This window comes from Flavisolibacter ginsengiterrae DSM 18136 (genome assembly GCF_059568575.1).
Genome location: NZ_JCANTR010000002.1, coordinates 184,522 through 206,899 on the forward strand (window position 1 = coordinate 184,522; position 22,378 = coordinate 206,899).

The following is a 22,378-nucleotide window of genomic DNA, read 5'->3' on the forward strand; positions in this document are numbered from 1 at the left end:
CTCTGAAAACTATACAAATGTAGATGACTAAGCAGGATAGAAAATGATTAAAAAAGAGTGTAAAGATTTTATAAAGATTTGATGGCAACCAGCCCCAATATACCTGAATATCCGGTGCATCACTATAGTTTTGATCCCTTGAATATTTTTGAATGTCTTCACACAACAGGGTTTCGCTGGCAGGATTTTTAATTGCACTTGGGATCATTTATGGTGATATTGGTACCTCCCCTCTGTACGTACTGAATGCCATTATCAGCGGAAAGACCATTACTGAAAACCTGGTAATAGGATCTTTATCACTCATTATCTGGACACTAACCTTACAAACAACGGTCAAATACGTCATTCTCACCTTACAGGCGGACAACCGGGGTGAAGGCGGGATATTTTCTTTATTCGCCCTGGTGCGCCGAAGGAAGAAATGGCTGGTGATACCGGCTATGATGGGGGGAGCAGCATTGCTGGCAGATGGTATGATCACTCCTCCTATTTCGGTGACCTCCGCCATTGAAGGACTCAAGCAGATTCCATCATTGGGTCATATCACCCAGTGGACCATCATCTATATCGTCATTGGCATTTTATCAGTGCTTTTTTTTATACAACAATTTGGCACTGCCTTTATCGGGCGCTTCTTTGGGCCCATCATGACTGTCTGGTTCCTAATGCTGGCCACATTGGGCGCATTTCATTTCATGGACCAGTTAACCGTATTCAAGGCCTTCAATCCCTATTATGGTATCAGGTTATTAATGACCTATCCCAAGGGGTTTTACATTTTAGGGGGTGTATTCCTGTGCACTACAGGTGCCGAAGCATTGTATTCTGACCTGGGGCACTGTGGCAAATGGAATATCCGGTACTCCTGGATCTTTGTAAAAACCTGCCTGGTGATCAATTACCTGGGCCAGGGTGCCTGGTTGCTTTCACACCATGCGGGAGAGCGGATTTCATCGGACATGATAGAGGGTGGCTTTAATCCTTTTTATGGGGTGATGCCAGACTGGTTTTTGTATTTCGGCATTGCCATTGCCACGGCAGCCACCATCATTGCCAGCCAGGCGTTGATATCTGGTTCGTTTACACTTGTCAGTGAGGCCATGCGTCTCAACCTATGGCCCAAACTGAAAATCAGCTATCCTACGGAGGCCAAGGGACAATTATATGTACCGGCAGTGAACCTGCTGATCTACCTGGGATGTATTGGCATCGTGCTCCATTTTCAAAAAGCATCCAATATGGAGGCGGCATATGGGCTGGCCATCACCATTACCATGATAGCCACTTCCATCCTGTTTTCCAACTACCTGGTCATACGACGCACCAGGAGCCTGCTTGTGTATTTATACCTGTTGGTGTACCTGACCATCGAAGTGAGTTTCCTGTATGCGAACATGGATAAATTCCCGCACGGCGGTTATGTTACCGTATTGGTTGGAGGTCTGCTCTTCATGGTCATGTACAACTGGTTCAGGGCCCGCAGGATTAAAAACAGGTATATTGAATTTGTCAGGCTGGATCATTACATTCCTAAAATACAGGAATTAAGCAATGACAGGTCGGTGATTAAATATGCTACACACCTGGTGTACCTGACCAGTGCCGATAATCCAAGAGAAATAGAACATAAGATCATTTATTCCATTCTCAATAAAAAACCCAAGCGGGCGGATATCTATTGGTTGATTCACGTTGATACAGTAGATGATCCTTATACGGCTGAATATAAAGTGGACCACATTATTCCCAATGACATCATCAGGGTGGAGTTCCGGTTGGGCTTCAGGGTGCAACCTCGTATTAACCTGCTGTTTAGAAAAGTGGTAGAAGACCTGGTGGCCAATAAAGAGGTCAATGTGATCAGCCGTTACGATAGCCTGGAGAAAGACAAAGTGGCGGGTGATTTTCAATTTATTGTTTTGGAAAAATACCTCAGCCAGGATAATGACCTGCCTATACTGGAAAGAATGATCATGAAGCTGCATTTCTGGATCAAGGCCATCAGCCTTTCCGAAGAACGGGGTTTTGGACTGGATCCCGGCAGTGTGACAGTAGAAAAGTTTCCATTGATCGTATCACCAGTTAGTAACCTGAAATTGAAGAGAGTAGAAAAGCAATATGGTTAACTCCAAACAAAAAATAAAAGACCTGTTTTTTGTTTTGCTTTCCTGGTTGATAGCACTGGCCCTAGTGTACCTCGTAGTGGTCAAATTCAGGATCTTTCTTCACAGGTAAAACATAATTTTTTGGGGAAACGGTTCAACCTGCTCAATATTTCCTGGCATAGCTCCAAACAAACTGATTGTAAAATGCAAAAACCAGGATATAGTATTTCCCTGCTTTGTATAAGGTTTACATCTTTTGCCTTTCTAAAGCCTCAACAACATACCTACCCGTTTGTAAAACCATAGATTTTACCTAATAGTTAATGGTAATTGGTATAATATTTTAAATGGTGAAGTACTACCCTTTGAATGTATTTCCTATTCATTAAAAATTATAACCAATGGACAGTATCAATCAACAGCAAGAGGAAAAAAATCATGAAGACCTGCAGGCTTCGAATGCGGGTAAAAAAATAAAGGAACTGGCAGGGAAAAGTAATACCTGTTTTTTCTGTACGGATATAAGGGCAGGCAAACCTTTAACCGTTAGACCTATGTCGGTGCAGAAAATGGATGATAGCGGGAACTTCTGGTTTTTAAGTGCTTCCGACAGCTATAAAAACAAGGAAATTGAAACAGATAGCAAAGTTCATTTATTGTTCCAGGGTTCGGCGCATTCCGATTTTTTAAGCCTGTATGGTGAGGCTTCTATTAACAGGGATAAAGAACTCATCAAAGAACTATGGGAACCCATTTTAAAGACATGGTTCACTGAAGGTGAGAATGATCCGAGAATCACGGTTATTCATGTAAAGGTCAATGAAGGCTATTATTGGGACAATAAACATGGCAATGCGGTGGCATTAATGAAAATGGCAGCAGGCGCCGTGCTGGGTAAAACTATGGATGATTCCATTGAAGGCAGGCTGAAACCTTAATATCCTAGAACTATTTACCGGGTATAAAACTCATGATTATGTAATTCATACCCGGTAAATAGTAATGATCATTGTACAGATGTATAACCTTGTTTTTCAATAATTTCTCAGGTACCGGAAACAACACCTATCATAATTTCTTCAGGCACCGGCATCACCAGTGATCCTTCTCCTTTTACATTTTCATAGGCACCTGTACCAGATAAAATTTTCCAGCGTCCATTCAAGGTACCCATGTTGCAATTCATGCGTATCGTGAGTGTACCATCCGGAAGTTCAAGCACCAGGTTACAGTGTAAGGCCATGCCCAGGGCTTCCGTTTGCATTACAAAGGTCCCGGTTTGACTGATGGCACCAATAATAGAAACAGTCCCGGTATAGGTTGTTCCGTCAGGTTGAACCCCCGTAATAGAAGTATGGATAGTGACCGGCGCATTCCCGCCTTGTTGGATGGACAATTGTTGACTTGGCTTTTGATCCATTCTTTTATTAAAGCTGCTTAAACTAGTTAAAGAAAGCAGGGCTACTGCAATGAATGATGCAGAAACTAATGTTCTTTTCATTGTAAAAAAGTTTAATTGTTAGAAAATGGAGTTCACAATGGAAAGGAAAATTGGTTCATAGTTGCAGGACTGTGGTAGGTTTGATATGCACTGAAACAGAGTAATGGACAGGAGATTACATTTCCAACAGGAGGTAAAATCTTTAATCATTAAAGCTACCATTATATAGTGAAAAAAACACAGATCAGTTAGTTTATATGTCAATCATTTTACTCATTCAAACCCTACTGTTGACCATTTAAAACACGACCGCCCATTTTTTTGTTGAAATGCTGTAACCAATTGATCACTTGACTGCTCTATTTTACAAAAACCACAAATTATGTCAACGATCACAGCAAACTATGCCCATGAAACGGGTGCCCGGGCCATCAGTAATATTGAAAAGGTAAGAACCATTTTAAAATGGACCTATGGGCTGGTACCTATAGTGGCAGGAGCAGATAAATTCACTGATATATTGACCAATTGGGACCAATACCTGTCACCTGTAGTAACCAGGATCATTCCATTGCAGCCTCATACTTTCATGAGTATTGTAGGGATTATAGAAATAGTAGCTGGAATCATTGTATTGACCAGGCCCAGGCTTGGAAGTATAATCGTGAGTTGCTGGCTATTTGCCATAGCAATCAATTTATTGTTAACTGGTCAATATTTTGATATTGCCGTCAGGGATATTGTGATGGCCATTGGTGCTTTTTGCATGCATCTTTTATTGCGGGATGAAAATGAAAGAATAATGTAAAAATACTCCGATCATCTGCGTTATTTCAGTAATTATGTAAAGCCAGGCTAAAGTCTGGCTTTTGTCCATATATCATGGTCATTAATCTTTAATAAACCGGAATATCAAACCCAAAAGTACTCCCCTCACCAATTTGACTTTTGACCCAAACATGTCCCTTCATAGCCTCTATGAATTCTTTACATATAGCAAGCCCGATACCTGAGCCTTTTTTATCTGATCGGGCGGGTACCTGAAAATAACGTTCAAAAATGCGGCCTAAGTAGGCTTCATCAATTCCTGGGCCCTTATCTATTACGGAAAATGAAATCAGGTCATCTATTTTATGGCAATCTATCGTAATAGTACTGCCAGCAGGTGCATATTTAATTGCATTTGTTAGAAAATTATTCAGTACCCAGCTTATTTTATCTAAATCAGCTTTGATATTAGGCAAGCCTGGTTTAGTCTCCGCTACAATATTAATATCCTTTTCTTTTGCTGCTGAATACACTGCGTTTGTGGAATTTTTAATGATCTGGAAGGGATTAGCAGATTGAATATCGAGTTGTATCTTCCCAGCTTCTACCTGCGACATGTTTAAAAGCTCACTCAAAATCCGAAGCATTCGTTGATTGTCCTTCTTCAACTGAGTTACTAATTCTTTTTGTTCCTGTCTACCAATTCTTTCATCTTCCAAAAGTTTCAGGCTAAAATCCGAAGAAGCCAAAGGAGTTTTTAATTCATGGGAAATTGTAGCTATGAAATCGGTTTTAGCAGCGTCCAACTCTTTAAAGGATGTAATATTTTTGAGAACGATCACTTTATTGGAAGCCTCACCCTGAACCACGTCTATAGTTTCTTTCACATAGTAATTTTCTCTTCCATCAACGACAATTTTAAATGGATTTTTTCCTTCATTATCCAGTAAAAACTGAAACAAATCATTTCGTTTCTTAACATCCTCTGTTAATTTGCCTACCGTTTCATCTGCCCTTAAACCCAACAATTGCAAGGCTTGTTCGTTTGCAAACAATACTTTGTTATCCTTGTCTATGCCGATGCTGGCATCTTTCAGACTGTTTATAACTGCTTCGGCACGGCTTTTTTCAAACATCAACCTGTTAAGGTTGCTATTTTCAAAATATTCAAGTCGTTCCGCCATTTCATTAAATGCCCTGGCCAGCTCTCCAAATTCATCCTTTGAATCTATGTGAATGCGGTGTGAATAGTTTTTTTGGCCAATTTCCTGTATGGCTTGTGTCAATTTCCGGATTGGATTTGTTAGGATGTTAGGAAAATTATACGCAAAACTAAATCCAACCAGTAAAATTATAGCGACAACCGTAATAAGAAGAGACATTGCATCTGTCACAGATTTTTCAGCCTTATCGTTTTTATTTTTGATAGCTACCATATTGAGCAACAGGATATGTTGAAGTTGATAGCTGATCTGATCATAATTTAATTTAGTTGTATTTCCTGATTTTAATTTATTAAAGGAAAGGTGAAGATTCCCTGTTGCTTCTGTTTCTCCTGGTTCAGTAATATTTGTTTCCTGTTTTTTTAATTCAGCATCAAAAGAATCAATAAAGTTTTTTTTATTATCCTTAATACTGTCCAATGCTTTCTGCATATTGTGGCAGAATTGAATGGTTTCATAATTGGATTTTAAAACGTTTTGAGATTGACTTTTTAATTGGGTGAGGAAATATATACTGAAGCCACCTGAAGCCAGGACGAGCAGAAAAAGAAAGATCGTTCCCAGGCGAATTTTATTTTTTACGCTTTGCATCAGGATAAAATAATTAAGTCAACGTCGTTTTTGGAAAGTGTTTTCAATAGTTGATTAAATACGCCAGTTTTTAAAATTATTTGCCAAAGTGTTAAATGCGGCTTTCCAAGGCATACTGTAGTTATACTTTTTTCTTCTATTGTTTCAATAATTGCACTTGCAATATTTTCCGCTTTTTTCTGAATTAATTCCGCCCCTAGTTGAGTGGAGTTCTTAAAGTTATTGATTAAATGTCTTTGTTCTGCCAGGCCAATTTTATGTGAGCTTTCTTTTGGCGTCTGTACATACAGGACATACCATTGGCTGTTATAATATGAAGCCAGCCTGGCAGTTTTACGAATAATGCGTTGGGCAATTTCATGGTTGCTGGATATGCAGGCCAGAAACCGTTCATGCCTGAATGGCTTTGTCTTTGCTGTGATCTCATAATCTACTTTTCTTTCAACCTGGCCAGCTACTTCTTTTAATGCAAGTTCCCGCAACTGCAAAATCTTTTCGGGTTGAAAAAAATTTGCCAGAGCTTGTTGAACCTTAGTATGGTCGTAAATTTTCCCTTCCCTCAACCGGCGAATCAATTCATTTGCGGGCAAGTCAATATTCACAACTTCATCTGCTAATTGCAGTATCTTATCCGGCACTCTTTCTTTTACTTCAATGCCGGTTATTTCTTTTACATCTTCATTAATACTCTCTATGTGTTGGATGTTTACTGCAGATATCACATCAATGCCAGCTTCCAGTACCTCCAACACATCCTGCCAACGTTTTTCATTTTTACTCCCGGGAATATTGGTATGGGCCAATTCATCAATCAGGACTACCTGCGGATGCAATAATAATATTGCTTGTACATCCAGCTCCTCCAGTCTTTTCCCCTTATAAAAAACCTCTCTTCTTGGAATAATCGGAAGCCCTTCAATTAACGCTTCCGTCTCCTTTCTCCCATGCGTTTCAACATAGCCTATTCGGACATTTATGCCATCCTGCATCAGTTGATGTGCCTCCTGGAGCATACGGTAAGTTTTACCTACACCGGCACTCATCCCGATGTAAATTTTGAGCTTGCCTTTTTGCGACTCGTTGCGTTGCACCCGTTTCAACCATTCTTCGGCGGTATATTTAAGATCTTCTTTCATTAAAAACTAATAGCAGTGGAAAAAGTTATGGCAGTATTCTTATTTTTTGCTGTTCCTTCTTTTGCAAAAATTGCATCCTTGCTATCCAGATGCCTTGCTTCGAGCCTGAGAGCTACATTTTTCATGGGCAGATAATCCACATTTGTAGAACCCCCTATGGTTTTAAATCCGTTTTGCGTTCCAGTGCCAATGATCACACCATGTTCGTCGCTGTAATATTCGATACGTAAAGCTACGGCCCATTTGTTGTCAGGTGTATACCGCAATATTCCAATGGGTGTATACCAGGTATAACAGTCTTTGCCGTTCATTGTTTTTTGCTCCATTCCAATATCAAAACCGGCTATGAATCCAATTTTATCAGTGATTTGGAAAATACCATACATATCATGAAAGTTCCGCCACAGCCTTGCGGTATCGGGTTTGTCGGTGCCTAAAAATGTACTGTAGTTCAGTAAAACTTTTCCAGATGGTTTAAAATAAACCTGTGTTCCCCAACTCATTAAGGAGTTTCCATCCAACCGCTGTATGCGTTGCCACCCGTTCAGGGCCATGGCACTCAAGACCCATTTACCATTGTTGGTTGTGTAGGTAAGTTTAGCACCGCTTTCAAAATAAGGAGAGTTATCTGCTCCAAGGCTGCGGGTTAAGGTCCAGCAACTGGGAGAATGGGCTGTTTCAAATCCAATATGCGAAGGCATAATACCAATGTCGAACCACAAGTTTTTATTCCGATTTAACTTATAGCCGGCATCGGCTTCATAGATGTTTTTCAGCACTCCCGGTTCAGCTGCATAGTTGGCATTCATATACGTGCCCACCGCCACGGCTAGGTTGGCTCTTCCTCTTTCTTTAGTATAGCTTCCCCGTACAAAAGCCAGGTTAATAGTAAACTCATTGTGCCGGTTATGACTGTATAAAAAGGCAGGTTTCTTATTGTTTTTCGGTTGGTTTAAATCGTAACTATAATAACCTTCGACAAAACCATTAAAATTTAATGCACCTGATGATTGTGGTTGCGTGTTTGATGTAGTGTCCTGTGCACTGGCAGCCAGGCTAAGGAGCATGGCCGCACTCATCATTGTTCTTTTCATTTGATTATCTTTAAGGTCCGACTTTTATTCGACAACTTGTTTCTATTTACCCCCGGTTGCGTAGCACACTTGTATGCAACCCGCTTGTTTGATTTATTTCCATTGTTTATTTCAAAGCATCTAGAGCCACATTTAGTTGTAATACATTGACTACATCGGGGCCTACGGGGTTGACGTCAACCATTTTGTCAACTAAATCTTTCACTTTCGATTCATCAAGTCCCCTTGTTTTTGCTACCCGTGCTACCTGTATATACGCCGATGCAGGAGAAATATGAGGGTCTAATCCACTACCTGAAGCAGTTACCATTTCAGCAGGAATTTGTTCTTTAGAGACACCGGGATTGTGTACTAAAAATGTATCTATCCTATCCTGTACAGTTTTTAAATAACCAGGATTGGAAGGACCTTTGTTACTGCCTGCCGATCCTGCGGCATTATAATCAACAGCCGATGGACGGCCCCAGAAATATTTATCCTCTGTAAATTTTTGACCGATGTTGGCATAGCCAACCACCTTTCCATTCACCACCAGTTTTTCTCCATCACCGCCGCCTGGTGCGGCCTTCCCTGCAACAGAAACCAGCAGGGGATAAAGCACCGAACAAAGAAGGATCATAACAAGTGTGAGTTTTAGTGATATCAATAAATTCTTTTTCATTACCAGTTGTTTTTTACATGAATAATCCCAGCAAAAGATCAATGAGTTTGATGCCGATAAAAGGAGCGACCACTCCACCAACGCCATAGATCAATAGATTCCTGCGCAAAAGTGCAGAAGCACCGATCGGCCGGTAGGCAACGCCGCGTAAGGAAAGAGGAATCAGTAATGGAATGATGATGGCGTTAAAAATAACGGCGGATAATATGGCACTTTCAGGGCTGGTTAGGTGCATAATATTCAATGCCTGTAATGCTGGAATAGAGGTGATGAACAATGCCGGAACGATGGCAAAATATTTAGCCACATCGTTGGCAATAGAGAAGGTGGTGATCGTACCTCTGGTGATCAACAACTGCTTTCCAATTTCCACCACTTCAATCAGTTTGGTGGGATCATTATCCAGGTCGACCATGTTGCCAGCTTCTTTAGCCGCCTGTGTTCCGCTGTTCATGGCCACGCCCACATCGGCCTGTGCAAGAGCCGGAGCATCGTTTGTTCCATCACCCATCATGGCTACCAGCTTCCCACTTTGTTGTTCTGCCTTGATATAGTTCATTTTATCTTCCGGTTTTGCTTCGGCAATAAAATCATCTACGCCAGCTTTTGCCGCTATGTATTTTGCTGTAAGCGGATTGTCGCCGGTAACCATTACTGTTTTTACGCCCATTTTCCGCAGCCGTTGAAAACGTTCCTGTATGCCGGGTTTGATGATGTCCTGCAACTCAATTACACCTTTCACTTCATTATTTACTGAAACCACCAGTGGCGTTCCTCCATTTTCTGCAATTAGTTTTACCCTGTCAGTTGTTTGCGCAGGCACCAGGTTATTAGCTTTCGTCACCATGTTTTTAATGGAATCAAAAGCACCTTTCCGGATCTTCAGGTTGGATGTATTCACACCGCTACTCCTTGTTTCGGCAGTGAACTGAATAAATTCCATCCCCAATTCTTTGGTTTGGGTAACGCCTTTTGTTTTGGCCAGTTCCACGATGGATTTTCCTTCAGGTGTTTCATCAGCCAGGGAACTCAAAACTGCATATTCCATGAACTCTTTTTCACCAATGCTGTCGGTTGGATAAAAATTGGTGGCCTTGCGGTTACCAATGGTGATAGTTCCTGTTTTATCGAGCAGCAAGACATCCACATCACCAGCCGTTTCTACCGCCTTACCACTTTTAGAGATCACATTGGCCCTTAGTGCCCTGTCCATCCCGGCAATACCGATGGCACTTAATAAGCCACCGATCGTTGTGGGTACCAGGCAAACGAAAAGTGAAATAAATGCTGCAATTGATATGGGTGTGTTTGCATAATCGGCAAAGGGTTTCAAGGTTACACAAACGATGATGAACACCAACGTGAAAGCTGCCAGTAAAATGGTTAATGCAATCTCATTTGGCGTTTTCTGTCTTGTGGCACCCTCCACTAATGCTATCATTTTATCTAAAAATGTTTCGCCAGGCTGTGTGGTTACTTTAACAACGATATGGTCTGAGAGCACCTTGGTTCCTCCTGTAACGGAAGATTTATCTCCACCAACTTCACGAATGACTGGAGCTGATTCGCCTGTGATGGCGCTTTCATCTATGGTGGCAATGCCTTTGACAATCTCCCCATCCATAGGAATTACATCTCCTGCTTCGCACACAAAAAGATCGTTCAGCTTTAGTTGAGAAGATGATATCATTTCGATGTTATCAGCGTAAATATTTTCCAGGGATGGAACTCTTTTGGCAGGTGTTTCTTCTCTTGTCTTGCGTAAACTTTCCGCTTGTGCTTTTCCCCTTGCTTCGGCCAAACCCTCTGCAAAATTGGCAAACAGTAAAGTAAGGAAGAGTACAATGAAAATGGCGATATTATAGCCGAAACGGCCAATGGTTGGATCCTGAACAGTGAAGGAATAGATGGTGACGAAGAGCATCACCACCGTTCCGATTTCCACTGTAAACATTACGGGATTCCGGAACATCATCCGTGGATCGAGTTTTATAAAAGATTGCTTCAGGGCTGGCAGTACCAGTTCGGGAGCAAACATGGATATTTTTTTCTTGTGTTTCATTTTAATCATTCTTAGTAATTCATGCTGAAATATTCTGCAAGGGGTCCGAGGGTTAGCGCAGGGAAAAATGACAGGGCAGTAATGATGATGATGACAGCAAAGGTCATGACACCAAATGTCCACGAGTCGGTTCTCAGTGTTCCTGCAGATTCGGGAATGTATTTTTTGTTGGCCAAAAGACCTACTATGGCCACCGGACCAATAATGGGTAAGTACCGGGCAGTGATCAAAGCAAAACCTGTCGTAACATTCCAGAAGACATTGTTATCACCGAGACCTTCAAAACCACTTCCGTTATTGGCGGTGGAAGAAGTGTATTCATACAACATTTCTGTAAATCCATGATAGCCGGGGTTATTGAGCCATGCCGAAGGTTTGACGCTCCAGGCAATATCGGAGTGATGCACCACATAATACGCTGCCAGGGCTGTTCCGGCTTTGATTAAAAAATTCAGGAATATGGTTACAAAGGCAGCGATCTTGATCTCTCTTGCCTCCACTTTGTGACCCATAAACTCCGGTGTACGGCCCACCATCAGGCCGGAAATAAAGACAGCAATAATGATGTAGATAAAGTAGTTCAAAAATCCTACACCACATCCCCCGTAAAATGAATTGATCATCATTCCCAGTAATTGCCACAAACCTGTCAACGGCATCGTACTATCATGCATGCTGTTCACCGAGCCAGTGGAAATGATGGTTGTCACAGTACTCCAATAAGCAGAAATGGCAGGACCAAACCTGACTTCCTTTCCTTCCATGGCTCCGGTTGCCTGGCTAATACCCATTTTTGCTATGGCAGGGTTGCCATTCAATTCACTGATGATGGTAGGAACAACAAGACAAAGCATCCCGAGTGTCATGATGCCAAAAACCACGTAGGCAAATTTTTTATTCCGGATATAGATGCCCAACGCGAAAAGCATGGCTATGGGAAGGACCACCTGTGCGATCAGTTCAACTGAGTTGGTAAAATAATTGGGGTTCTCCAGCGGATGTGCCGAGTTGGCGCCAAACCATCCACCACCATTTGTTCCCAAATGCTTAATGGCGATCATACCCGCAGCCGGGCCCCGACTAACATGAACCGTATCGCCCTGCAGGGAAACAAAACTATCCTTGCCTTTAAAAGAGGCAGGCGTTCCGTTAAATACCAAGATGATGGCAATCACTATACTGATGGGCAATAATATTCTTGTAATTGTTTTGGTGAAAATCTCAAAGAAATTACCAAGGTTATTCGAAGTTTTTTCTTTGAACCCATTCATAACACCCACCAGGCAGGCAATACCTGTGGCTGCACTTACAAATTGCAGGAAGGTGATTACAGCGAGTTGAGTAAGGTAGGTCAATCCTGTTTCACCTGAATAGTGCTGCAGGTTACAGTTCACCAAAAAGGAAATGGCTGTATTGAAAGACAGGTCGGCTGACATGGCAGGATTACCATCTGGTTTGAGCGGGAACTTGTCCTGTAACAGCAACATAAAAAACGCATATACAAACCATACAAGGTTTATGGTAAGCATGGCTTTTAAAAACTGTTGCCAGTTCATTGGCTCACTGGGATTGACACCGCAAAAGCGGTAAATAGCTCTTTCTACAGGAGCCATAAATCCCATGGCGCTTGGTTTGCCTTTGAATACATTGGCGATGTAAATGCCTAAGGGAATGGCCAGCAAAACGGTCAACCCATAAGTAATGACAACGCCTGGGAGTTCGTTATTCATACGTTTGTTTTAGTTAGAATTTTTCGGGTTTGATTAATACATACACCAGGTATATAAACACCAGGATCGAGAGAATAAAGAGTGCATTCATCATGGCTTTACATTTTTTCAAAAAAATCAATGGATTTAAAAAACAGCCAGAAGCAAAGAAGCCCGGCCAGGAGTAACAGAATTGTCAACATGTTTCTTATTTTATTTTTAATACAGGTATGAGAATATTTATATCGTTAACCATCAAACGGGATTAATGCAACCAACCGAACTTATAATATGCCATCCAGGCAAAAGCAATAAGCACTGCAACTATAAGAAGCACAATTAAAAAATCTTTTACACCCGGCGCTTCATCACCATAGAGATTAGGCCTTATATTTTTGTCCTTCAACATTTTGGAAAATTTTGTTTATAGGCAAATGCCAAACGGGATGCCTATCTTTTTTGCTTTGAGTAAGGCAGGGTGTAAGTCATGCCAGGTAAGCATTTATACTGTTTCTAAACAATTGGAGAAAAGGAAAGGAAATAAAAAACCCTTTCAAAATGAAAGGGTGAATTATCAAAATGGAAGGGTTGTATTATTTAGGAATGCCATATTCTTCCATTTTACGGTATAGCGTTGTAAGCCCTATATCCAGGCACTCTGCAGCCTTGGTCTTATTTCCTTTAGTATAGATCAGCACCTTTTCAATATGTTTTTTTTCTACAGATGCCAATGTCAGGCTAGAGGCGTTATTAGTATTGTGCTTTTGAATTTCGTAAGGGAGATGTTCCGGCAATATAGTATTACCGTCTGTTAACACCACTGCTCTTTCCATTACATTCCGAAGTTCACGGATATTACCTTTCCAGGGATGTTGTAATAATAATGATAAAGCTTCTTTTCCAAGGTGTAATAAGGGCTTATGTGCTTTAGTGCCAAATGTGAACAAAAAATGATTGGCAAGTAAAAGGATGTCTTCCGACCGATCTCTCAATGCCGGAAGCACAATGCTGAATACATTAATGCGATAGTATAAATCTTCCCTGAATGTTCCCATAGCAACGCTTTTCTCGAGATCCCGATTTGTTGCGGCAATAATGCGGACATTTACCCTGGTTGTTTTTATATCTCCCAATTTGATGAATTCACCATTCTCTAAAACCCTCAATAACTTTGCTTGCAGCTCATAATCCATTTCACCAATTTCATCAAGGAATAGTGTACCATCATTTGCCAGCTCAATTAATCCTTTTTTATCTTTGGTTGCACCGGTGTAAGCTCCAGCCTTGTGTCCAAAAAGTTCTCCTTCGAGTAATTCCCTGGTAAAAGCGCTGCAGTTGATCGCAATAAATGGTTTTAGGTAACGCTTGCTTGCTGAATGAATGGCATTGGCAAAAACCTCTTTTCCGGTACCTGTTTCACCTAGAAGAAGAACAGTAGCATCAGAGGGGGCAATTTTATTTGCCAAGGATATAGCATCTTTTATAAGAGGACTGTTTCCGATAATGTCATTGAAATTGTAAGTGCCTTTTTCCTTAATCTTTATGGCATTTGCTTTTTGGATCGTTACTTTATTCAAAGCCTGATATAATAAAGGCAGTATGCGATCATTGTCATTTCCTTTAGTGATGTAGTCAAAAGCTCCGTTTTTAATTGCCTGAACGCCATCTGGCAAATTGCCATAGGCAGTCAGTAAAACAATCTCGGTAAGCGGATATTGAGTTTTTATTTGTTTTACAAAGTCAACTCCATTGCCATCAGGAAGTTTGACATCACAAAGGATCACATCAATTTCTTTCCTTTTTAATGTTTCAAAACCAGCTTGAAGAGTCCCAGCTTCACTGACAGCAAACCCTTCCAAACCAATGATTCGGCCTAAAAGTTTTCTAAGACCTTCTTCATCATCTATTATTAATATATTCTTACCCATTCAATAAACAAAGCTATACAGAACGTTTTTACAAAGAAGATTTTAACTTAACACAGTCATACGCCTGGCATTTTCCTATATAGTTCCGTTTACATTCAGCCGCATTCTGACTTCACAATAATGCTAATCGTTCTTTCCCCTGCTACTAATTGTCAAACAGATTGTTGTGCGAAGTACTCAAAATTTTAGTTTAACAATCTGCAATTGGGTCCGGATTTTGAGCAAGCCTTTATAAAAAACGGTTATGAAAAGTACTATAAAAGCACAGGCCAGCATTCATATTCATGCACCCATCTCCAATGTTTGGGAGGCATTAACTGATCCTGGAATAATTAAGAAATATTTCTTTGGCACAAATACGATAACGGATTGGAAGGTTGGTCATCCAATCAAATTCGAAGGAGAATGGGAAGGAAAGTCTTACAGAGACAAAGGGACCATCCTGGACATTCAAAAAAATAAGTTACTGAAATATGATTATTGGAGTTCTATGTCTGGCATTGAAGACAAACCAGAGAATTATGTAATTGTCACTTATCAATTATCAGGGGAAAACCAAAATGTCAAGCTTACTGTTCTCCAGGAAAATATTCCTGATGAAAAGATGAAAGCGCATTCTGAGGAGAATTGGAATAAGGTTCTAAATGGGTTAAAAAAAGTAGTGGAGGAAAAATTTGTTAACGCTTAAACTTGCTGAAGTGTGAAACCCTTCTGAAGGTTATCTTCTGTAAGACCAATACCTTAACGACCTAAGGTTGGTGAATGCAACATGTAGGCGCAAAAAGGCATAAAAAAACCTCAGTTTTTTACTGAGGTTAATATTGTGGGAGTTGATCCCGCATGTTGCGGGAAACCGCCGCCCCTGCCGCCTTTAAGCGGAATGCTTTGAACCAGCTATAAGCCTTTGAATTTTTATTTTGCTCTTCCATGCTTTTATTTCCCTTTCTCGTTTGTAGGCCAACTCTTTGTTATCTAAAATCTCCTTGTAAACTATCTCCCAATCTCCGATTTTACCAGTAAAGCCTTTATGGTTTGAATTGTGTTTACGCAATCGTTCCTGAAGCTCTTCTCCAGTATGACCAATATAGTATCGACCCCTGGTCAGCGAATACAATATGTAGGTGTAAAAAGGCATAAAAAAACCTCAGTGTTTTACTGAGGTTATTGTTGTGGGAGTTGACGGGTTCGAACCGCCGACCCTCTGCTTGTAAGGCAGATGCTCTGAACCAGCTGAGCTAAACTCCCAATATTTGTGAGATCTTTTACCGAACCGTCGACCCTTCCGCATTGAAGCGGAATGCTCTGAACCAGCTGAGCTAAACTCCCTTTTTTGTTTTGGGAGTGCGAAGATAAGGGCTGAGCCTTTTTCTAAAAAATTTTTTTGAATTATTTCTTTTAAAATCTCCCAAAGTACGTCAGCCCATCATTTTAAACTCAAAAATACCTGTAACCATATTTTATTTTTCCTTTACGTTTTCTACCTTACGAACCTTTTATACAACCAAAACTGGCCGATTAAAAAATGGAATAGCCTATTATAACCATTTCAATACCGGCGGGTTTTAACATTCTTACAATGAAATACCTGGTTCTGATTTGCACCCTATCACTTACTATATCTTCATGCGATAATACCAAAGCTTCTTCTGAACAAGCAGGAACCTCATATGATATCGCCGATGATGATTTTCTCTATCAAAAAACGATTTTCAAGGCAAAGGACAGTATTGATTTTTTTGTACAGCATTACCAGCAGCATTCAAATGATACCAGCTACAGTTATATGATCAACTCCACTTTTAAACAAGCTGGAAAAATTGAATACATGTGGTCATATATTGTTGATTTTGATGGCAGTTCTTTTAAAGCGGTTTTAAATAATACGCCCACCTATGTTACCAGGCTCAAATTGGGACACGAGTTCAATATCAAAAAGCACGATATCAATGATTGGATTATCTATAAAAATGATTCAATCATATATGGCGACTTCATAGAAAGATACTATAAGAAATAAGGCCATAGCTAATATTGAATGCTTTACTTTAATTTACCTGCACCCTTTCCCTGGCATCATCTCCTGAAGAGTGATTTCTTTTTCCTTTTAATTTATCATTCCCGAAATTCTGTGACCAGGTGAGCCGGATGGTTGGGTAACTGAACTGCAACTTTGCCCTGACTACCAGGTTTTGATCGGGCAGGTCAATACTTGGCTTGAACTTCAGGCTGTTCAACACATTATCATAGGCAAGGCGAAGAGATGAGCGCATTTTACTGAACTTTTTCTGTACCCCCAGATCCAGCACTCCAAATGAATTGGATTTGTAAATACCAAACAACCCGGGTGAACGGAAAAAGCCCGAAACTTCCATAGAAAAATCCTTTGGCAAGCGGAAAGTCTGCGTGCTGCGGCCAAAGAATGTTTTTTGCTTCAACACCAGCGGATCGCCTTTATAGATAGCATTGAGTTCCTGGGAAGTTGCAAATAAATTGTTTTGCATATTCCACCATTTGGTAATCCGTATGGGGAGCGATACAATGATATTAAAGGTCTTGCGGTTGTCCTGGTTCTCAGCTGCCAGTGTTTGCTTATTGGTAACAGGATCTACCTTGGGAGAAAAGTTAGTTATAGGATCCTGCTCCACTGTGTACTGAAAGGAAAGCACGAAACTCTTAAACAGGTAATCAGTTTTGAAATCATTGGAAATGGCGGGTTGCAAACCAGGATTACCAGAGAACAAAGTATTAGGGTCTACAAAGATGACAAAGGGGGCCATATCATTGAATGTTGGCCTGGTGATACGCCGGCTATAAGACAGGTTAAATGAATTTTTATCGTTGATCTTATGGGAGTAAAAAGCCGTAGGAAAGAAATTGCCATAGTGCCTGTCAACAATACCTTTTTGCACTTCGGTATTAAGGGTTGAATTGGTACGTTCATAACGCATGCCCAGCTTCATGGTATTTTTTTCATTCAATGAGATTCCCACAGAGGCATAACCTGCGAAAATGGATTCTTCCAGGTTATAGTTGGCGGTTAGCTCCGGATCCTTTATCCATGACCCCTGCTGGTAATTTTGTACAGATACATTGTTTTTAAACCGGGAGACAGTTCCTTTGACGCCAGCTTCCAGGTCCACTTTTCTTCCCAGTTTCATCGAATAATCAGCATTACTGACCCAGAATTTAATCGGTGTTTCCTTACCGCTTTTCGTTAACTGATCAAACAGGGGCATGTCATTGCCATTGAAATAATAATTATTATAATCAACCGGATTATCATCTTTATAGAATATATAATCAGCGTCAAAACTGATCTTTTCGCGATCGCTGAAATTGTACACTATGTTTCCATTAAAACCATAGTTGCGCAGGTTATGTACCTCCTTGTTTTTTATTCTTACAATTGTATCCAGCATATGATCCAGGAAAATTTTGGATAGATTATTAGCATCCATGGTCCACTGGCGGTCGAAAGCGGAAAATAATACACCGGCTACCATCTTTTTATTCACCTGGTAATCCATCCCCAATCTTAGATTGGTAAAATAAACCAGCGGGTCCCTTGTAGAAACAATATCGCTTTCCACCTGGGTGCCCTGTTTATCTACCTTCCTGTAGAAGGAAAACTCCTGGTCAACAGCGGTCCTTGAAAAAGAAACATCTCCGAAGAAATTGGTCTTGAGCGTGCGGTGATTGAAATTTATACTGGGCGAAAAGGAAAGACCATTGCCATAACCTACGGTGGCAGTATAAGACCCATTGGTGCCAAAGAGGGTGTTTTCTTTCAGCACGATATTGATATATCCCGCATTACCTTCCGCATCATATTTGGAAGGCGGGGTGGTAATGAGTTCTATTTTTTCAATATTGCCTGCACTCATGCCTGCCAATAGCTGTACCAATGCAGCCATGGGCATGCGACTGATCTTATCATTGATCATGACCACCACCCCATCCTTGCCGTTCATGGAAAGAGCATTATTTTGGCGGTCAACCGTAATGCCTGGTGATCGTTCCAGTACATCCAACGCTGTGCTTCCTACACCCGTGATGCTGGAAGCCACATTGATGACCATCCTGTCCATTTTTTGCTCGAATAATGGCTTTTTAGCGGTAACAGTTACTGCCTGCAGGTCTGCCTGCTTTTCGGCAAGCCGGATGAATGGCAATTGCACTTCTTTTTTACTGTCGTACTCAAAAGAATCTGTATATACTGGCTTATACCCTACGCCTGTTGACATGACCCGGTATTTGCCTGGAGGGACATTAGCAAACAGGAACATGCCAGTTTTATCTGTAAGTGATCCTTTGATTAATGCAGAATCCGAGCTACTGGTCAATAAAACACTTGCATTCGGCATCGGTTTTTGGTTGGCATCTACCACAACGCCTTTAATAATAGATTGAGCCTCTGCATTGCGGCTTACAATAAAAATTGTCAATGAACAGATCAGAAAGCGTTGCAGCAGTTGGCATAACTTATCCTGAGACATACGGTATCCCTTTAAATGGTTAAAAAGCAATCAACCAGGACAATTAAATAGAGAAAGGATCGGGGTGGAACGGGATCTTTACGTAGAGAGGATCAGAATCGTAGAGTAGATTGGGTGTTACAAAGGGAGGTATCAGGACAAAAATAGAAACATTTCAACGGGGGTTTAAAAAATTATTACAAATGACGCCTGTTTACTGTGAGCGGTAAGTGAATGTGAGCGATGGCTTGACTGCATATACATAGTTCTCCAGGATTTTGAAAAACTAAAACTTAACTCAGCAAAGAATGTCAATGAACTACCTTTAGCTAACAATATCTGTTATGCATTTCAACCTCCCCATTACCATCCTGGTCATCATTGTGCTGCTGGTATTGATTGTATTACTGGTACTTAAAAACCAGAAGGATAAGAAGGAACTCGAGCACAGGCTTAATGAAGATTATGAAAAGCCAAAACACCATGAAGACGATCTTGATATCAATATTTAAACTTAATTCCTGTTTGTTATGTCCACTGTAGTTCACCATGTATTTTTCTGGCTTAAAAACCCATCATCCCAAGAAGACCTGGAACGATTGCTGAAAGGATTAGAAAGCTTGAGGTCTATTGAAGTAATTAAAGATATTTATATAGGTGTTCCGGCAGCAACAGAAAAAAGACCTGTGATCGATGACAGCTATAGTGCTTCTGAGTTATTGATCTTCGACACACTGGAGGACCAGCATATTTACCAGGAACATCCTGTTCACCAGCAATTTATTGCTGATTGTTCATCGCTATGGGAAAAGGTGGTAGTGTATGATGTTGCGGTGAAGGATCAATAATTATGGAATCACCAGATTGAATTATTGAAATAAAAAAAGCTCCTGCCACATAGGGTGCGGAGCTTTATAATGATCAAAAAACAACAACCTCATGTTGAAACAAAAGGGTTAAGCCATTGACGGATTATAGATCCTTCAACAGGATTTGGATTTTTTGACGAGACATAAATAATTCATTTGTTGAAAAAATACAAGCCCGCTGGGATATTTTATTCAACAAAATTTGTATGCTATTGATTTTCAATAATTATACAAAAGGGATTAAGCTACCTTCTCTTCTACGATCACCGCATCAAAGCCAGAAACGGCCAATTGGATCTGCGTGTCATTGAATTCTGCTGTTAAGGTAAGCTGGATGGTATTGATCTTAAAATTGCTGGTGTTGGTCGTTAGCTTGAATTCCCATAGCACATTAAAGGATGGAAAACGGAGGGTAACAGTTTTCATAACAGGGGTACGTTTTGATTAAAAGCCGGGAGCAAAATACAAGAAAGGATGTGAAACTGCAAGTGAGAGGGCAAAAAGAAGGGCTGGGGTAGAAACCTCAGCCCGTTTAAGCCGTATCCTAATTATGAAAACCTAAAAAAACTTTAACCTGTAAGGTCAAATATGGTTTTCCTCAAAAAATAATCCCCTTTACAAAGGGGACAGTATGTTCAGGCGATAATGTTACATGTTCTGGTTAATCGATACCGGACGCCTGGATCTTCTATAGGTTTGGAATGAACGGATGGATGTAAAAGCCTTCGTAAGGAAAAGGAGAAGTTGATCGATATTGGATTATTTCGGTACCGGTCTTTTGCCGGCTGGATCATACATTCTAAGGGCTGTCTTCCTGGGATACTGGATGGATTGATATACTATCAATCAACTTCTACCACAAAGCTATACTACTTAACCAGGCCCGTCAATGGCATTTATGCTTCATTTTCCAATTAGGGTATATACGTAAACAAGGGAGGACTTTTACTGGAGCTATACGTAAATTTACGAATAATCTTTCATTATACGGCCACAGCAATATGGCAATACTCATTTAAATATTCAAAACATGCAAGACCAGATCCAAAAGGTATATTGTTTGTCTCATTAAAGCTTGCAGAATTAATAGGTCTATTTTGGTAGCACTATCCGGGAACTGGTTTTATGGTAAGCTATCCTTGTTCCCTGGTACAATCCGGTAGTCTTCGTCTGTTAATCCTTTTACTCCTTTTTTCTTTTTGGGGATGTGTTCAGCATCCTTCCCGGGAGCGGCAGGTGGAATAATGATCACATCACCCCGATCCTTAATTAACGCATTGCTGTCTGGTGGAAGGACAGTTGGTTGCACAAATCTATTTGAATCTACCAGTATAGTTGATGGGTTTGCAACAGCATTTACAGAAGATGATGGCTTAACTTTTTTCACTGGTCGTTGAGGCTCGCGATCATTCGGTTTTGAAACAATGGTGGGTGCTGTTATCGGATTGGAAAATTTTGTAGGGTTAGTATGATCTTTATCTTTAAACAGGTAGTAAACTAATAATACGGTTAAGAAAACAATGCTCACTGCACCTAACATCAAGGGCCCGGGTTTTGGAAAACGGGGAGGTTGCGTAGCATCTGCATCTCCCCCTGATGGCATATCAATATCTAGCTGGAATTCAATACGCTTCCAGATGGCTGCCTCCATATCCGGTACAGGAAGGGCTTCCAGTTTCCCGGTTATAGTTTGTTCATATGTAAGCTTTTGATTCATCCTGTTCTCAAATACTGTATTTGTTTTTGCAGTGTTTTTCTTGCTTCGCTCAGGTGCCATTTTGAGGTTCCCTCACTGATACCCAATTGCTGGGCGATTTCACGGTGGTTATATCCCTCCACCGCATAAAGTATAAAGACCGCATGGGTAGCCGGAGGTAATTTTTTAATGATATCCATGATCTCTTCTGCACCCATTTCAGCCAGCACACTATTGTTGACGGAGGGCTCAGCCACAGTTTCCAGTTCCATGTTTTCACTAAAGCGATAACGCCCTTTAATATGATCCAAACCTTCATTGACAACGATCCTTTTGAGCCAGGCATGAAAAGTTCCTTTGGAAGGGTCAAAGGCCCTGATGCTTTTAAAAACTTTTATAAAAGCCTGGCTGAGAATATCCGCAGCGTCATGTTCATCACGGGAATAACGCAGGGCTATCTTCATGGCAAAGCCGTAGAACTGGTGATATAAACCATGCTGCGCCTTGCGGTCATTCGCGAGACAGCCTTCAATAAGTTGGTTGATATCCTGTTCTACGGCCTGCATGAAAGGGAGCTCTTTATAATTTCCAGACCATCTATATAATCTGATGGCCTG

Annotated in this window: 22 protein-coding genes and 1 tRNA gene; 7 read left to right on the forward strand and 16 right to left on the reverse strand. The window is 40.7% G+C overall.

The window, feature by feature from the left end:
• Window positions 1-152: 152 nt before the first annotated feature.
• Both BP74_RS02695 and BP74_RS02700 read left to right on the forward strand, forming a co-directional pair.
• On the forward strand, window positions 153-2,129 hold the full coding sequence (locus tag BP74_RS02695) for a KUP/HAK/KT family potassium transporter (protein WP_496370815.1): 1,977 nt from the start codon (window positions 153-155) through the stop codon (window positions 2,127-2,129).
• Window positions 2,130-2,509: 380 nt separating this feature from the next.
• Entirely contained in the window at window positions 2,510-3,046 is a 537-nt protein-coding gene (locus BP74_RS02700) for a pyridoxamine 5'-phosphate oxidase family protein (protein WP_496370817.1), read from the forward strand.
• Window positions 3,047-3,153: 107 nt separating this feature from the next.
• Here the strand turns inward: BP74_RS02700 and BP74_RS02705 are convergent, their stop codons facing one another.
• Window positions 3,154-3,609: a hypothetical protein gene (locus BP74_RS02705; protein WP_496370819.1), complete on the reverse strand. Its 456-nt coding sequence runs from the start codon at window positions 3,607-3,609 to the stop codon at window positions 3,154-3,156.
• A 322-nt stretch (window positions 3,610-3,931) separates the two neighbouring features.
• Between BP74_RS02705 and BP74_RS02710 the strand changes: the two genes are divergently transcribed.
• Entirely contained in the window at window positions 3,932-4,357 is a 426-nt protein-coding gene (locus BP74_RS02710) for a hypothetical protein (RefSeq protein WP_496370821.1), read from the forward strand.
• Window positions 4,358-4,445: 88 nt separating this feature from the next.
• Here the strand turns inward: BP74_RS02710 and BP74_RS02715 are convergent, their stop codons facing one another.
• The 9 genes from BP74_RS02715 to BP74_RS02755 form a co-directional block, all read right to left on the reverse strand.
• Window positions 4,446-6,131, reverse strand: coding sequence for a sensor histidine kinase (locus tag BP74_RS02715; protein ID WP_496370823.1), 1,686 nt, complete (start codon window positions 6,129-6,131; stop codon window positions 4,446-4,448).
• Window positions 6,131-7,267, reverse strand: coding sequence for a sensor protein KdpD (locus BP74_RS02720; RefSeq protein ID WP_496370825.1), 1,137 nt, complete (start codon window positions 7,265-7,267; stop codon window positions 6,131-6,133). Before BP74_RS02720 ends, BP74_RS02715 begins: the two co-directional genes overlap by 1 nt.
• Window positions 7,267-8,361, reverse strand: coding sequence for a porin (locus BP74_RS02725; protein ID WP_496370827.1), 1,095 nt, complete (start codon window positions 8,359-8,361; stop codon window positions 7,267-7,269). Before BP74_RS02725 ends, BP74_RS02720 begins: the two co-directional genes overlap by 1 nt.
• Before the next feature lie 106 nt (window positions 8,362-8,467).
• On the reverse strand, window positions 8,468-9,022 hold the full coding sequence (locus BP74_RS02730; protein ID WP_496370829.1) for a K(+)-transporting ATPase subunit C: 555 nt from the start codon (window positions 9,020-9,022) through the stop codon (window positions 8,468-8,470).
• A gap of 13 nt (window positions 9,023-9,035) precedes the next feature.
• The gene (gene kdpB / locus BP74_RS02735) at window positions 9,036-11,084 is read right to left on the reverse strand and encodes a potassium-transporting ATPase subunit KdpB (RefSeq protein ID WP_496370831.1); all 2,049 of its coding nucleotides are present in this window, start codon (window positions 11,082-11,084) and stop codon (window positions 9,036-9,038) included.
• An 11-nt stretch (window positions 11,085-11,095) separates the two neighbouring features.
• Window positions 11,096-12,814, reverse strand: a complete 1,719-nt coding sequence (gene kdpA / locus BP74_RS02740; protein WP_496370833.1) for a potassium-transporting ATPase subunit KdpA — start codon at window positions 12,812-12,814, stop codon at window positions 11,096-11,098.
• Between the two features lie 13 nt (window positions 12,815-12,827).
• Window positions 12,828-12,908 (reverse strand): K(+)-transporting ATPase subunit F, encoded by an 81-nt coding sequence (kdpF, locus tag BP74_RS02745; RefSeq protein WP_496371242.1) that lies wholly within the window; start codon window positions 12,906-12,908, stop codon window positions 12,828-12,830.
• 150 nt (window positions 12,909-13,058) lie between these two features.
• Complete coding sequence (locus tag BP74_RS02750) at window positions 13,059-13,202, reverse strand: hypothetical protein (RefSeq protein ID WP_496370835.1); 144 nt, start codon at window positions 13,200-13,202, stop codon at window positions 13,059-13,061.
• 184 nt (window positions 13,203-13,386) lie between these two features.
• Window positions 13,387-14,721, reverse strand: a complete 1,335-nt coding sequence (locus BP74_RS02755) for a sigma-54-dependent transcriptional regulator (RefSeq protein WP_496370837.1) — start codon at window positions 14,719-14,721, stop codon at window positions 13,387-13,389.
• Between the two features lie 244 nt (window positions 14,722-14,965).
• Between BP74_RS02755 and BP74_RS02760 the strand changes: the two genes are divergently transcribed.
• Window positions 14,966-15,409 (forward strand): SRPBCC family protein, encoded by a 444-nt coding sequence (locus BP74_RS02760; RefSeq protein ID WP_496370839.1) that lies wholly within the window; start codon window positions 14,966-14,968, stop codon window positions 15,407-15,409.
• 183 nt (window positions 15,410-15,592) lie between these two features.
• Here the strand turns inward: BP74_RS02760 and BP74_RS02765 are convergent, their stop codons facing one another.
• Window positions 15,593-15,856, reverse strand: coding sequence for a GIY-YIG nuclease family protein (locus tag BP74_RS02765; RefSeq protein ID WP_496370841.1), 264 nt, complete (start codon window positions 15,854-15,856; stop codon window positions 15,593-15,595).
• A 35-nt stretch (window positions 15,857-15,891) separates the two neighbouring features.
• Window positions 15,892-15,966 (reverse strand) — tRNA-Val (locus BP74_RS02770).
• A gap of 331 nt (window positions 15,967-16,297) precedes the next feature.
• Between BP74_RS02770 and BP74_RS02775 the strand changes: the two genes are divergently transcribed.
• On the forward strand, window positions 16,298-16,738 hold the full coding sequence (locus tag BP74_RS02775; RefSeq protein WP_496370843.1) for a DUF2314 domain-containing protein: 441 nt from the start codon (window positions 16,298-16,300) through the stop codon (window positions 16,736-16,738).
• Between the two features lie 28 nt (window positions 16,739-16,766).
• On the opposite strand, the gene BP74_RS02780 is transcribed toward BP74_RS02775, so the two are convergent.
• Complete coding sequence (locus tag BP74_RS02780) at window positions 16,767-19,217, reverse strand: outer membrane beta-barrel protein (protein WP_496370845.1); 2,451 nt, start codon at window positions 19,215-19,217, stop codon at window positions 16,767-16,769.
• Window positions 19,218-19,540: 323 nt separating this feature from the next.
• On the opposite strand from BP74_RS02780, the gene BP74_RS02785 reads away from it, so the two are divergent.
• Complete coding sequence (locus BP74_RS02785) at window positions 19,541-19,708, forward strand: hypothetical protein (RefSeq protein ID WP_496370847.1); 168 nt, start codon at window positions 19,541-19,543, stop codon at window positions 19,706-19,708.
• Window positions 19,709-19,726: 18 nt separating this feature from the next.
• Window positions 19,727-20,044 (forward strand): Dabb family protein, encoded by a 318-nt coding sequence (locus tag BP74_RS02790; RefSeq protein ID WP_496370849.1) that lies wholly within the window; start codon window positions 19,727-19,729, stop codon window positions 20,042-20,044.
• A 261-nt stretch (window positions 20,045-20,305) separates the two neighbouring features.
• Here BP74_RS02790 and BP74_RS02795 read toward each other — a convergent pair whose 3' ends face one another.
• From BP74_RS02795 to BP74_RS02805, 3 genes are all read right to left on the reverse strand, one after another.
• A complete protein-coding gene (locus BP74_RS02795) occupies window positions 20,306-20,491 on the reverse strand; it encodes a hypothetical protein (RefSeq protein ID WP_496370851.1) in 186 nt (61 codons plus the stop codon).
• A gap of 697 nt (window positions 20,492-21,188) precedes the next feature.
• Entirely contained in the window at window positions 21,189-21,842 is a 654-nt protein-coding gene (locus BP74_RS02800) for a hypothetical protein (RefSeq protein ID WP_496370853.1), read from the reverse strand.
• On the reverse strand, window positions 21,779-22,327 hold the full coding sequence (locus BP74_RS02805; RefSeq protein WP_496370855.1) for an RNA polymerase sigma factor: 549 nt from the start codon (window positions 22,325-22,327) through the stop codon (window positions 21,779-21,781). Before BP74_RS02805 ends, BP74_RS02800 begins: the two co-directional genes overlap by 64 nt.
• Window positions 22,328-22,378: the final 51 nt, after the last annotated feature.